Consider the following 13732-nt stretch of genomic DNA (forward strand, 5'->3'; position numbering starts at 1 on the left):
TGCCAGACACGCCCTAGGTTCTGTCCTGTGAGTCATCGGAGCCAGCGGATGATCGCGGCGATACTGACTTCGGCTTGGAAGGAGACGGCGCGTTCGGCGTAGCGGGTGGCCAGATCACGGAACTGCTCGAGCCGGTTGAAGCATCGCTCGACCACGTTGCGCTGCTTGTAAGCCTCCTGGTCGAACAGCGGTGGATCGTCCACCGGCCGATCCCTTGGCACGTCGGCGGGCGATCTGGTCGTCTCGTTCGGGACTGACGAACCCGATACGCCGTCGGCGAAGCGTGGCCCGGGTCGATGGATGTGCATGCGCCTTGTCGGCAAGCACGGTCTGCGGCCGTGTCCGTGGCCTGCCGGGGCCCGGTGCGGGCGACGCTGATCCCGTCGAGCAGCGGCAGGATCTGCGGGTTGTCACCGGCCTGACCGGGATGAGCACCACTGTCATCGGTAGGCCACGGCCGTCGACGGGCGAGGTGGATCTTGGTACTCAGCCTGCCTCTGGACCGGCCGATCGCTTCTCCGTCGACGCCGACATCGCCGTTGGTGGTGCCCCCCCTTCTTTCGGGCACCGGCAGCGTGCTGGTGGGCCCGGATAACGGTGGAATCGTGATGAGCACGTCGTTGCCGCGGCCACCGGGATCGACCACGACTTCGCAGATTTCGGGTGCCCGCGTTCGCGGTGGGTTCATCGACGTTGCCCCGGGAGCGTCCTGGCCGCATGATTTCCGGTGGGCGAGCCGTCCTCGAGACCGCGAATAGCTTTCTCGACGGCGCCGAGACGATCGGCCAGCAAGCCGAGGCCGCCCACGGCGCGGGCCAGTGGGTCGTCGGTGCCGCCGCCCAGGGCTCGGTCGCGCAGATACGCGGTGGTGACCTCGGCCCACCGAGCCGCCAGCGCTGGGGTGAGCCGCCCGCGGAGCTCCGCGAGTTTGAGCAGGTTGGCTTCCGCGTCGGCGGCCAGGGTTTGTGCTTCGCCGCGGTAGTGGTCATCGATGAGGGACTCGAGTTCCTCCTCGTCGAGGATCGGGAGGAGACGGGCGGTGAGTCCGTTCATGTCGCGATAGGAGCCCTGCAACCGGAACGGTGGCTCGGTGCGCGAGGCGTCGGTCGTGGCCGCCGAGGCGATGTAGGCCCGATTGACGGACATCACGACATCGCGGACGTGGAGGAGCTTGCGCAGCACCGAGACGATATCGGCCAGTTCGGCTGGGGCATACGGGTGGATGAGCTGGTCGGTGTGGGCGGTGTCCTCGCCCTGGGCGATCCGCAACAGCAGTTCGAGATCGCTGCGTTCCCGCGAGGACAAGGGCGCGAGTACGGGGTTAGCAGTGAGGGCGTTCTCGACATAGCTGAGCGCGAACACCTCGTCGCGGCCGGACACGACATCGCCGAGGTTCCAGACGTCGGCGCGGTTGGCGAGCATGTCCGGGATCCGGAATCGTTTGCCCTGCTCGGTGTAGGGGTTGCCGGCCATGCATACCGCGAACCGCTTGCCGCGCAGATCGTAGGTGCGTGACCGGCCCTCCCATACGCCGTCGATGCGGCGTTGCGCGTCGCACAGTGAAATGAACTTCTGCAGCAGTTCCGGCGAGGTGTGCTGGATATCGTCGAGGTAGAGCAGCACGTTGTTGCCCAGTGCCAGCGCGAAATTGAGCTTCTCGACTTCCTGGCGAGCGGTGGCGTTCGGTGCCGCGGCCGGATCGAGGGAGCGCACATCGGCACCGAGTGCCGGTCCGTCGACCTTGACGAAGATCAGTCCGAGCCGGGAGGCGACGTACTCCATCAAGGTCGTCTTTCCGTAGCCCGGCGGTGAGATCAGCAGCAGCAGTCCGGACTGCACCGCAGTGCCGGTGTCCTCCGGCGTGCCGAGCTGGCGGGCCAGATTGTCACCGATCAACGGCAAGTAGACCTCGTCGAGCAGCCGGTTGCGGACGAAACCGCTCATCACGGCGGGCTTGTAGTCGTCCAGGCGTAACCGCTCACGCTCGGCCGCCAGGAGTTCGTTGCGTCGGCGGACGTGGGTACGGAACGCCGGCATCGTGTCGGTGCTGAACTGATAGCCACGCGTGGTGAGCTCGTCCAGCCGGACCGGCAAGGAGCGCCCGGCGATGCGGGGATGTTCGCCGAGCAGACCGTCGACGGTCACCGAAAGATCGGCAGCGCACTCGTAGCGGGATAGTTCGGCGCCACACACTTCGATCGCCACGGCTTCGGGCAGCAGGTCGAGCTGTTCATCGTCACAACATTTTTCGGCGAACGCCGCCAACCAGGTGTTGATCAGGTGATACCGCTGCGGCAAGTCGGCGCCGAGGCTGTCCACGTCACGACGGAACTCGTCGAAGGCGCTGGACTGCGCGGCCTCGAGCCGACGGCCGAACGCGGTGAGGAACGTCCTCGCCGTGGCAGCGGTGACGAAACCTGCTGGTTCGGTAGCGATCTCATGGAACAGGTAGGTAGCGGCCAGCCGCGGCTCGGCATCGGTGTCCCCGAGGCGGCTGGCGAATCCTGTGATGGCCCCGGTGAGTTCCTCGATCACCCGCACCCGGGCGGAAGGATCGGAGAACAGGGTCGCCGCCCGGTCGGTCGAGCGGATCCGGGCGCTCCACCGCAGGCGGGTCTGCTCGTCGTGGGGCTGCCAGCCGTGGGCACCGAATTGCCACCACATCTGCGCTATCGCCCGGTCGGCCGGGCGATAGCGGAGCAGTCCCGCAGCGGGGTACATGTCGAGCAGGGCCGTCAGGATCGCTGTGGCGTCGTGGTCGTGCACCCCGAGCTGATAGCCCTCGTCGTAGCGCTGTCGCGCCACGTCCCGCACGAGATTGTCGAGTTTGCCCGCGGCGGCGGCATCGTGGAGGTCCTCGATCCCGGCGCGGGCTCGGGCGTCGGTCAGAATCGAGATCGCCAGATACTCGCCGCGGTACATCCCCGGCGACTCCGAGACCAGCAGTTGTGACCAGAGCGCGGCGGTGTCGGCGCCGAATGCGCTGTCGGGCACCGGAGCCCGGTAGTCGGTGCCGCTGATCGTGAAGACCAGCGAACCCTCGTGCGGAACCACGGCGAGCTCGAGAGCCGCAGTGGTGACCGCGAACCGATGCCTGCCCAGCCGGATCGTTGCCCCGCCATCGGCATACAGGTCCTGGCGGTCACGCAGGACGCGAGTCGCCTCTTGGCGCACCACGGTGATCCGGCCGCCGAGTTCCTCGGCAGCAACCACCTCGCCTGCGGTGCGCAGCTCGGTGATCGTCGCGCGGAGCCGGGCCACCATCGGATCGGTGGCGAAGTAGGCGTTGACCTCCTCTGCGGAGGTCAACGCCTGGCTTCGGCGTGCAACGCTCGACAGCGTGCGCCGCGCGGAATCGAGCAGCCGGCGTGCCCGCTGTGAACGTTCGTCGAGCAGGGTCTGTTTGCGGGTGGCGAACGCCTCGTAGATATCGTCCCGGCTGCCGGCGATCCGTTCGGCGAAGTCGTCGAACGCACCGAAACGGGACTCGAGGCGCTCGACGGTCAGCAGCAATTTCGCTACCTGGTCGTCGCACGCTTGTGGTGTGTCGGACACGGCGAGCGCGTTGGTGACGGCTTGGCCGAGCAGTGCGTGCTCGGCGGCGAATTCGGCGCGTCCTTCGGCCGCGGCCAGGTCGGTGAGGTGGGCTTCGAGGCTGGCCCTGGCTCGGTTGGCGGCGGCCAGTACGGTGGCGACGCGCTCGAGGATCCCGATGCGCAGGGTCGCATCACCCACGTCGAGTCCGGTCACGACCTCCACGACGGTCTGCAGAGCGTCGGTCTGTTCGCTCAACCAGCTTCGGATCGGTGCGGCCTCGGCGACGGTGTCGACGGTCAGCGTGCGCCCGACGGTGTCGTCGATGGCGTGCAGATAGTCGTCGAACGCGTGCGGCTCGGCGAGGAACTCGACGCAGCCGCGCCCGGCGGTGTCGAGCGTCGACGCCACGGTCGCCGCCAGGTCGTCGAGCCTGCTGGTGTCGGCGTAGCGCATCTCGCGCAGGGTCTCGATCCGGCCGGCCGCGCGATGCAACGCGGTGAGTTCCTCGACCCAGCCCTGTGCGCTGGTGTGCCCGCCCGCGGTGCGCACCAGCGTGGCGATCTGCTCGGCGGCCGCCGCAACGTCGGCGTCGGCCTGTGCTGTTCTGGCGCTGACCTTTTCGAATTCTTCGATGACTTGTTCGGCGGTGCCGCGTAGTGCGGTCAGCGCCGTGGCGAGCCCGCCGAGCTCGTCGTCGGCGAGCCAATGGTGGTGATCGGTAGTTCGATCGCAGGCTGCGATGATCGCTTCGAATACCGTTGCGGTGGGTGCCATGTCGGCGACGATGCGCGTCACCGACAGACAATCCGACAGGCCGCGCACCAGTTCGGCGTTACCGATCCTGGCCAGCGGCCCACTGCCGGCGGTGCGGGCGGCCTCGTGGGTGTCGGAGACGAACGGTGTCTGCCACACCTGCATGGTGTGGACCCGGGTCGGTTCGTCGGTGAGCGCGCGGAACACCACCATCGTGCCGTCGTCGAACAGCGAGTATCCGTGGCAGGTGATCGCCGTGGTGATCTGTTTGCGAATGATGTTGTAGGGCAGCAGCAAGGTGCGGCCATCGGCGCGCGCGTGGAAGACGTAGAGCACGTCTTCGCCGTTGGCGGCGCGCACCGTGCGTTCGTACTCCAGATCGTCGACGGCGGCGTCGAAGGTCTTGTGGATTCCGGTCTCGAGGTAGTAGCCGCCGGGGAAGACGATCCCGTGCTCCTCGGGCAGCAGGCGACACGACAGCCCGATCCCGTCGAGACGAACCACGGTGCGGGTCCTGGTGTTGAAGACCAGATGCCGCCAGGCTGTTTCGTTGTAGGGGCGGATGCGCAGCAGGATCAGCGCGCCGATCCGGGCGTAGTGGACGTCGGCGTCGGCCAGGCTCTGCAGCGGTTCGTCGACCGGTTCGGTGTAGATCCCGGCTCCGGTCTCGGTGTTGTTGTCCACCTTCACCGTGAGCGTGCCGCCGAGGGTTTCCACGAACACCTTGCCCAGGATCGACAGGTGCGGGTGAGCCCCCGCCACCTGGTCGTCACGGGTGGTCTCGACCCAGTCGAACTCGTAGGCCGGCGGAAACACGTGGTCGCGCTCGCCGCGGCCGTCCAGGTATTCCACGGCACCGGTCGCGTCGATGCCCCACCGCAGGACCTTGATGTCGTCGACGCGCTGTCCGGTCTGGAAAACGGCCAGCACGCGCCCTTCCACGGTGCGCAGCTGGAGCAGGCGAGCGTGGGTGTAGTACCGGTAGAGCTCGGCGAAGTCGCGCTGGAACCGTGGGTCGTCGAGCAGGCCCGGCGGTTCGGCGGCGGTGAAGCCGATGTCGGTGCCGTCGCGGTGGAGGCGGTGGGCGGCGAAGACGTCGCCGATCTCGGTGTGCGGCTTCAGACCGGGGATGCCGTTGTAGCCGAACAGCATCCGTCCGTCACCGACCGCGACGATGTCGCGGGGTACACAGTTGTGTTCGGTGCGGATGTGTTCGGTTCCGGCCAGCGACAGTTCGATACCGCCGAAACTGTCGATCCGGCGAGCGTTGAGGTCTTCGCAGCGCTGGGCCAACGCGTCGGCTTGCTCGTGCAGGCGAGTGCGCAGCACCTCGTAGGTGCCACCGTCGAGGGTGGCGCCTACCGAGTCCCGGTGCCGCGTGTGCGGCGCGCTCACTTGTCCAGCAGCAGGTCGTGCGCCACGGCCTGGTCGCCCTTGTCCGGGCTCGAGCCGTTGCGTGCCAGCAACGAGCCGACCACGGCCGAGGCCGCGGTTCCGGTGTCGGAGTGCAGGAGCCGGTCCAGGCCCTTGCCGAGACCGATCGAGCCGACGAGCCGATCCAGGAACATCGACTCCCCGCCGACGATGTCGATCTTGGCCTGCTGCAGGCCGGTGGCCAGCACGTCGGCTTGCGCCTGGGCGACGTCGCGATGTGCCTGTACGGTCGCCAGTTCCACGTCCTTCTGCATTTGCAGGCGGAGCCGGAACTCTTCGTGCTCGCGGGTTGCGTCGTCGAGAACGGCCATGGCCGCGGCTTTCTCGTGCAGGCCTTCGGCCTCGCCCTTGAGCTTGTCGCGCAGCCCGTCCGCTTCGGCGAGATTCATCTCGCGCAGCACCGCGGCTTCGGCGAGTCCGACCTTCTCGATCGCCTCGGCCTCGCGCTCCCGCACCTGCGCCTGGCCCAGGCCCGGTGCCGCGGCTTCGGCCTGGGTGGCCTCGGCGAGCCGGATCTTGGCCTTGGCCTGCAGTTCCGCGGCGGCGACCTCTGCCTCGGCCAGTGTCATCGACTCCTTGGCGCGGAACTTCGCCGCCGCCTCGGCGGCTTCTGCGGCCTTGATGTCTTTGACCAGGTGTTCTTGGGCGTCGGCTTCGGCCCGGATGACGATGGCCTGGCGGTCTCGTTCGGCGGCCTCCACCGCGCGCAGCCGGTTGATCTGCTCTTCCTGCTCGGCGACGGTTTTGTCGACAGCGATCCGCTCGCGTACCACCTCGGCGACAGTGCGGCGTTCGGTTTCGAGCTCGCGCTCGTTGGCCATGTGGGCGAGCGAGACCGCCCGATCCCGGCCGGCCACCTCGAGCTGGCGGTCCTTCTCGATACGCTCGGACTCGATCGCGATCACCCGCTCGCGGTTCTTCTCCGCGACAGCGATCTCCCGGTCCTTGTTCTGGGCCTGGACACCGAGGGCTTCCTCGGTGCGCATCGCCGCGGTCTGCGCCTTGAGCCGTTCCTCGGCCTGCACGCGCAAGATCTCGGCTTCTTCTCTGGCCCGCAGCGTTTCGACCTCCCGGCGCTGCCGGTTCTCGGCGTCGGCCTGCTGACGTTCGAGTTCGAGGACGGCTTCGCGTGCTTCCACGTTCTGGCGGGTGATCTCCTTCTCCTCGTGGCGGCGGAATTCGTTGGTGCGCACGTGCTCGATCGCGGTGAGCTCGGTGATCTTGCGAATGCCCTGGGCGTCGAGGATGTTCTGGCTGTCGAGCTGGATCAGCGGGGTCTGCTCGAGGTAGTCGATGGCGGCGTCTTCGAGGCTGTAGCCGTTGAGATCGGTGCCGATGACCGCCATGATGCGGTCGCGAAACTCGTTGCGATGGGTGTAGAGGTCGGTGAAGTCCAGATGCTTGCCGACGGTCTTGAGCGCCTCGGAGAATTTGGCGCTGAACAACTCCTGCAGGGTGGCCTGGTCGCTGGCCCTGGCGGTGCCGATCGCCTGCGCCACCTTGATCACGTCCTCCACGGTCTTGTTGACCCGCACGAAGAAGGTGATCCTGATGTCGGCGCGGATATTGTCGCGGCAGATCAACCCGTCGCGCCCGACCCGGGCGATCTCGATGGTCTTGACCGAGATGTCCATGATCTCGGCCTTGTGCAGTACCGGCAGCACGACCGCGCCGGTGAAGGTGACATCGACTCTGCGCATCTTCGAAATGATCAGCGCACGCCCCTGGCTGACCTTCTTGAACAGCCGGCTCACCAGCAACAGCCCGGCAAGTCCGGCGATCAGCAGTACCGCGAGCAGTACCCCGATCCCGATAGCGATGGTGGACATCAGTTCCCCTCCCATGCGGCCACCCAGAAGATCTCGGTGGCCGGGTCGTAGTCGAAGACGACGGCGGAATCCCCTTGCGTCAGGGGAGTGATCGCGGCATGCGTGGCGCTCTGCCGGACCTGGATGATTGCCGACGATCCGTCGGTGGAAGTCAGTTCGGCCTGGCCGAACTCGGTATCGACGCGGCCGGTGCGCACCACGCACACCCGGCCGACGAAGTCGTGTCGCGACTGCTCAATGCCGGCGCCGAAGAAGCGCCGTAGTGGTATCACCACGATCCGGGTCGCCGCGACGGCGGCGATGACCGAGCCGATCAGGACCACGAACCCAGCCAGAATCGACGGCACCCCGGACACCCCGAGTGCCCCGACGAGCACCATCCCGATCAGACTGGTGAACCACGACACCGTGACAACACCCGTCACCGCGATCGGCACGGACACACCATTGAGCCCGAGTGCATCCGAAGCGCCGACGACGGAACTGGATTCCGTGCCGTCGAGCAGGTCCTGTTCGACGCCGCCGCTGAGCACAAGCAGCCAGAAGCCCACGACAACGAGCAGCGCAAACGTGAACAGCGCGGTGGGAAAGGTCAGGATCGCGGTAAGGAACTCACTCACGCGACGGCAAAGCCGTCACCGACAAAGGCGCCGAACATAAACTATGCACAGAAGTCTCCCCACGTCGAACGAATCCCGAACGAATTCGAGATGCCGACCAGACTTCCCGGCTCACCTGCCCGTAAGGATGCCGTAAAATCGCCTGTTGCGCAACCGTTTCGACAGCGGGGCGCCTGCAAGATCGCTGCGGGCCGAGCCGGCTCGCGGGTTCGATGCAGATCGTCCAAGATTCGATATACGTCGTGCCGACGGGCGACAGGTCGTCGGGGCCCGCGATAGTAGCGGTCCAGGGCCACTACGACAGGCTGGCTACATGATGCGCTCGAACAACTCACTCATTTCAATGATCGCCGGCTACCTCAATGATCTGGGCGGGTACTGCACGACGGCCTACACCAACGCGACAAGGAGTGTGAACTCGACGGCGGCCGGCCTCGCACAGTACGAATCCGGCAGGGAGAAGGCAGAAACCAGCGGTGATCGTGATCTTGTCCGGCGGGCCGCGCTGTGACCTGGTTGCGCACGCTGGTCGTGGCACCGTCGGGCTGCCTGATCGTAGTGGGTTGTGGAACAGCGACGCCGGAGAATGCGGCAGCGCCCTTCAATAGTCCGCCCGCTGACTGTGTGCAGGTTCAGACCGTCGGCAAGGACACGGTGTCGAGATTTGCCGGCACCCTCTACGACCCGAAGATCGAGTTTCGTAGCGAGCGTCCTGAGCAAGAATCCGCCGAGGTGCTGACCTGTTACAGCGCGTACACCGAGGACGGCAGACAACACCCGGCCGACAGTGTCGATCCGCGCGCCGCCACACAGTCGACTTCTTAGTCGGTAACGCGACACTGCATGTCGTGCTGAACAAGACATACCGGGACAACGCGACACCACATCAGGAGTCGGACCTGGAATCCAACGCGCTGGCGCTCGCACACGCGCTAGCTGCTGGCCTGGACGGCTTCATGTGAGCTGGGATCGACCTGATCATCTGCCGCAAATTGACATTCGGCGGTGAGTCGGGCGGCGTCGCAAGCGAGGTAGGTCACCGGACTCAGGTGCCGGCGCAAGTCCAGACCACCGTGCAGGCAGACGCTCGATTCGCCTCTCCTCGGAACCCCGATCGAGTATGACGAATGTGTTACAGGCGTTGTTACGTCACTGAAAAAGGCCGTCCAACCTCCCGTTTCTGGACCTTCATCACGGCGCTGCGGCACGGTTCAATGCGCGCCACGCGTCAGCGGCAAGCTCTGCGGAGCCCCGAACAGGTCGACCAGTGGCCGCCGTCGGGGCATGTGCTCGAACCTGATGAGGGGAAGAATGAGAATCAACCGTATCCACGGTGTCGGCATGCGTGCCGCCGGTACCTGCGTCGCGGCACTCGCAGCAGGCGCCATGGTTGCCGGGACTGCCGGTGCCGACGCGTTCGTTCCACTGCCCGACGGACAGCGCACCGGCCCCGGGGTCACGCTGACGCGCACCGGCGAACACGCCGTGATCTCGCCGTCGATGGCCGCCAACGGCGCCGGGCGAGTCGCCTGGGTCTCCGGCAATGTCACCGCCGATGTCACCACCACGCCGCAAGGCGACCCCGGCCCGAGCAACGGTCCCTCCAACCGTCCCGGCTCGAACAACTCCTCGACCCATGGCGCCTCGCAGGTCAACACCGGCTACATCGTCGGCTGTCAGGTGTCCATCGGTGACGACGCGATCAAAGCCGGCATCTCGGGCGGAATCGACATGTCCGGCTTCAAAGTCGGCGGTTCGGCCGGTCTGAAGTTGGGGCCCGGCGAGGTCAAGTTCGTCCAGATCGACGCCAAGGACATCAAGAAGGCCGGTGTCTACTCACTCGAGTACCAGGATGTCGAGCTCGAAATCCAGGGGTGCGCCGGGTATGCGCAGGCCCGCGCCTACACGGTCGTGGAAATCATCGGCGACCACTACTCCAAGACCAGCCTGTACGGCGCGCCGTTCAGCATCGGCTGACCCGGCAGACACCCAGAATCGATCCGAGGATGAATAACATGATCGACCGCATGAAGCCGACCCGCACCGCGGCCGGAGTAGTCGGAGCTGCGGCGCTGACGCTCGGGCTGCTGTCGGCCGGCGCCGCCGATGCCGATACCTTCGTGCCGCTGCCCGGTGGTGAGATCGTCAAAACGCTGTCCGACGGCACCGTCGTCACCGTTCGCCTCGTCGGCGAATCCGCGATGATCAGCCCTTCGATGGGCGCGACTCCCGTGCACCGCAACACCTGGGTTTCGGGCAGCGCACAGGTGGAGCTCTCGGGCCCCAACGCCAAGGGCGGCAAGATCTACCCGGGTTACGTCGTCGGGTGCCAGGTCAATATCGACGGCGGCGCGGCCAGCGGCGGCGTCGACGGCGCGAGCAGCTGGGACGGGGAGAAGGTCAGTGTCGGTGCCAAGAGCGGTGCGGATCTGACGCTGGGTCCCGGCCAGGCGACCTCGTTCTACCTGCTCGATCTCGAGGAAGCCGACGCATTCGGCAGTGAGAGCCACCAGAAGCGGATCAAGTTCAGTGGCACGAGTGGCTCGGTGACGTGGGCCGACTCGACCATCGGTCTGAGCGGCTGCGCCGGCTACGCGCAGGCGCGGGCCTTCGTCAAGGTGAAAGTGTCGACCGAGAACGTGAATTCGGTGGTCACCCTCTGGGGGCAGCCGTTCAGCATCGGCTGAGATTGCCCTACCACGGGCCCGGCGCACCAGCGCCGGGCCCGTGGTCGTTGCGCGTCAGGCCGACCATATGTCGTCGGTCGGCAGATCACGCAGTGCGGCCGTGACGTTGCCGTCGACAGTCACGAGGATTCCGTAGCGACCGAGTTCGGCCGCTACCCGCTCCGCGATGGCGGCGGTAGTCCGGTAGTCGAGTGCGACGCCGCCCTGCGGAAACCGCAGTCGGATGCGGACCATCCGTGCGCCGTGGGGATCGGCGTCCTGCGAAGCGATCACCGGGACCGAGCGCTGTGCGACGCGGTCGATGTGTCGGTCGCCGAGCGCTCGACAACACTGTCGAGACGACGCGGCGGCACGTCCTCCTCCGGAACCGACCGTTCGGACGACGACTCGGTCCCGATGATCGCGATGTGCGCAGTGCCCTCGCTGCGTCCTTCCTGACCGGCGGACGTGACCCTCATCGTGTCCTGGCCGGGCGGTGACGCGTCGCGGCGCGACACACTCTGCGGTGCTGGGCATGCGACACGCACAGAGGGTGGCAGTGTCCTGTTGCAGCCGCTCGATCGGTTACTTTGCGATCTCATGACGAAACGTGATCAAGTGCGGGCAACGTCATGATGAAGCGTGCGCCACCGCCGGGCCGTTCGTCACAGCAGATGTGCCCGCGATGTCCGATGACGGTTTCGGCGACCAAAGCGAGCCCGATGCCGGTGCCTGCGGTATTTCGCGATGCGGTGACGAACCGGCCGAAGATCCGTTCGCGGTCGGCTGGGGGAACACCTGGGCCCGCGTCGTCGACGGTGATCAGGATGTCGGCGCCTTCGCGGTCGACCGTCACGCGGGTGACGCCGCCGCCATGGCGGTCGGCGTTGACCAGGAGGTTCACGATCGCACGCTCGAGCTCGAGGCGTCTGGCGCGAACCATCCCGGGATCAGGTGTTCGGAGCACGTCGGGTACGACGGCATGGACCGACATGATTTGGGTCATCAGCTCGGATACCGACAGGGGAGCGAGGTCCGATCGGTGAATTCCGGCCTCTGCGCGGGCCAGCGCGAGCATGTCGTCGAGGAGTCCTCGCAGGTAAGTGGTTTCCTCGACGAGCAGGCCGAGCGCGGTTCTGGGACGTTCGGAGAGTTCGTCACGATGCCCAGCCAGCACGGTGGCAGCGGTCGTGAGGGTCGTCAGCGGGGTCCGGAGTTCGTGGCTGAGGTCGGAGACGAGGCGGCGTTCGCGCTCGATCCTGCGTTGCAGTGAATCGACCATGGCATTGAACGAATCGACGGTGGTCGACAGATCCTGGTCGTCGGAGGGAGCCAGGCGCAGCTCGTGCTCCCCGGACGCGATCCGCGAGGCGGTCCTGGCCACCTGACGCAGTGGACTCAACGCGTGGTGCGCGGCCCAACCGCCCAGCGCAGCACCGATACCGAGGGCAACCACCGTGCAGGCGACGAGAATGGTGCGCAGCATCCGCAGAGTCGACTCGAGTTCGAGCAGGGGGGCGAACTCGTAGAGGATGGCATCACCGCGGCCGTCGATCGCCGCTGATGCCCGGAGATAGGGCTGGCCGCTGATCGTCACCCGCACCGCCGCGCTGCCGCCCTGGTCGGTGTCGAACACCGGTGGCGGCACCACCGGGAGGCCATCATCGGCGTCGACGATCGACCAGCGCGAATCCCACCGCAACATCGCGATGGTTCCGGTCGACAGATTCAGCCCCGCCAACGCCTGCTCACCGGTGACGTGTGGGTCGTCGAGTCGCCACCGCAGCAGCTCCGCGTGGACGCCGACAGCGCGATCGACGGTGCGTTCGCGCTGCGATTGCATGTAGTCGGCGCTGATCGCGTAGACCGATACGACGAGTACGAGGGTGACCAGGCTCGCGCTGAGGATGAAGGCAACCATGACCCGCCCGCGTAGTCCGCGAAGCCGAGTGAGCAGCCGATGCCGAACGTGGTCAGGATTGGACATCGAGGCGATAGCCCAGGCCGCGCACCGTCACGATCAGGCTCGGATCGGCGGGGTCTCGTTCGACTTTGGTCCGCAGCCGTCGCACGTGCACGTCGACGATGCGTTCGTCACCGAAGTAGCCGCGGTCCCAGATCTTGTCGAGCAGCATCTGCCTGGTCAGGACCAGGCTGTCGTTCTGGGCGAGCTCGCACAACAAGCGGAACTCGGTGAGCGTGAGGTGCACTTCCTCGCCCGAGAGCCGCAGCGATCCACGTTCCGGACAGAGCACCAGTCGATGCTCCGGCGATGCGTCGAGGACGAGTTCGGTGACTTCGCGTTCGACCACCGTGGCTCTCGCCCGCCTGCGCAGCGCACGGATCCGTGCGGTGAGTTCTTTGACTTCGAACGGCTTGGTGACGAAGTCGTCGGCGCCGGACTCCAAGGCAGCGACGACGTCGTGGGTGTCGTCGCGCGCGCTGACCACGATGATCGGTACGTCGTGATCGCGGCGGATCTCGCGGATACAGGTGTATCCGTCCAACCCGCCCAGCATCAGATCGACCAGCATCACATCGGGTACGCCGTGCGTGCGCACGGCGTCCAGGGCCGCTTCGGTCCCTTCGGCTTCACCGACCGAATAGCCTTCGTCTTCCATCGCCAACCGAAGAGATGTGCGGACTCGGGTGTCGTCCTCGACGATCAACAGGTGCATGGTCATCGGGGATCCTCCTGAGATCGATGTACCTCGCGCGATCTGAGATCGTCGAACATCGAGTGGTTGGTACCAGTCGTCAGCGAAATTCCCGGTTCGAGAGGCTCGAGCCGGGTTGCCGACCAGACTTCCCGGCGCACCTACCGCAAAAGATGCCGCAAGGCGGTGCCGATGGCAAACGGAGATGGTCCCGACCTCCCCGGTCGGCGGGTGAC

At 66.4% G+C, this 13732-nt stretch carries 11 protein-coding genes and 1 pseudogene; 4 read left to right on the top strand and 8 right to left on the bottom strand.

Translation table 11 applies throughout. The annotated features are described in order from the left end of the window. Nucleotides 1–32 precede the first annotated feature (32 nt). The 5 genes and pseudogenes from NV348_RS26310 to NV348_RS26330 form a co-directional block, all read right to left on the bottom strand. Nucleotides 33–203, bottom strand: a complete 171-nt coding sequence (locus tag NV348_RS26310; protein WP_447151230.1) for a hypothetical protein — start codon at nt 201–203, stop codon at nt 33–35. A 229-nt stretch (nt 204–432) separates the two neighbouring features. Further along, nucleotides 433–605 (bottom strand): annotated as a pseudogene (locus NV348_RS26315) (IS5-like element ISMra2 family transposase); the annotation flags it as partial. A gap of 79 nt (nt 606–684) precedes the next feature. Further along, a complete protein-coding gene (locus NV348_RS26320) occupies nt 685–5685 on the bottom strand; it encodes a DNA repair ATPase (protein ID WP_447149237.1) in 5001 nt (1666 codons plus the stop codon). Next, nucleotides 5682–7553: an SPFH domain-containing protein gene (locus tag NV348_RS26325; protein WP_447149238.1), complete on the bottom strand. Its 1872-nt coding sequence runs from the start codon at nt 7551–7553 to the stop codon at nt 5682–5684. Before NV348_RS26325 ends, NV348_RS26320 begins: the two co-directional genes overlap by 4 nt. Then, nucleotides 7553–8173 carry a hypothetical protein gene (locus tag NV348_RS26330; RefSeq protein ID WP_447149239.1) on the bottom strand — a complete coding sequence of 207 codons (621 nt, stop codon included), beginning with the start codon at nt 8171–8173 and terminating at the stop codon, nt 7553–7555. Before NV348_RS26330 ends, NV348_RS26325 begins: the two co-directional genes overlap by 1 nt. A gap of 313 nt (nt 8174–8486) precedes the next feature. Here NV348_RS26330 and NV348_RS26335 point away from each other — a divergent pair, with 313 nt between their 5' ends. The 4 genes from NV348_RS26335 (at nt 8487) to NV348_RS26350 (ending at nt 10860) form a co-directional block, all read left to right on the top strand. Next, nucleotides 8487–8684, top strand: coding sequence for a hypothetical protein (locus tag NV348_RS26335; RefSeq protein WP_447149240.1), 198 nt, complete (start codon nt 8487–8489; stop codon nt 8682–8684). Next, on the top strand, nt 8681–8998 hold the full coding sequence (locus NV348_RS26340) for a hypothetical protein (protein ID WP_447149241.1): 318 nt from the start codon (nt 8681–8683) through the stop codon (nt 8996–8998). The genes NV348_RS26335 and NV348_RS26340 overlap by 4 nt, the downstream gene beginning before the upstream one ends. Before the next feature lie 486 nt (nt 8999–9484). Further along, complete coding sequence (locus NV348_RS26345) at nt 9485–10150, top strand: MspA family porin (protein ID WP_447149242.1); 666 nt, start codon at nt 9485–9487, stop codon at nt 10148–10150. Nucleotides 10151–10188: 38 nt separating this feature from the next. Beyond that, nucleotides 10189–10860 (top strand): MspA family porin, encoded by a 672-nt coding sequence (locus tag NV348_RS26350; RefSeq protein ID WP_447149243.1) that lies wholly within the window; start codon nt 10189–10191, stop codon nt 10858–10860. Between the two features lie 54 nt (nt 10861–10914). Here the strand turns inward: NV348_RS26350 and NV348_RS26355 are convergent, their stop codons facing one another. The 3 genes from NV348_RS26355 to NV348_RS26365 all read right to left on the bottom strand — a co-directional run bounded on the left by NV348_RS26355 (nt 10915) and on the right by NV348_RS26365 (nt 13523). Next, complete coding sequence (locus NV348_RS26355; RefSeq protein WP_447149244.1) at nt 10915–11133, bottom strand: hypothetical protein; 219 nt, start codon at nt 11131–11133, stop codon at nt 10915–10917. Nucleotides 11134–11437: 304 nt separating this feature from the next. After that, nucleotides 11438–12760: a sensor histidine kinase gene (locus tag NV348_RS26360; protein ID WP_447149245.1), complete on the bottom strand. Its 1323-nt coding sequence runs from the start codon at nt 12758–12760 to the stop codon at nt 11438–11440. A gap of 52 nt (nt 12761–12812) precedes the next feature. Continuing rightward, on the bottom strand, nt 12813–13523 hold the full coding sequence (locus NV348_RS26365) for a response regulator transcription factor (RefSeq protein WP_447149246.1): 711 nt from the start codon (nt 13521–13523) through the stop codon (nt 12813–12815). Nucleotides 13524–13732 lie beyond the last annotated feature (209 nt).

Source organism: Nocardia fodinahabitans, assembly GCF_052983615.1.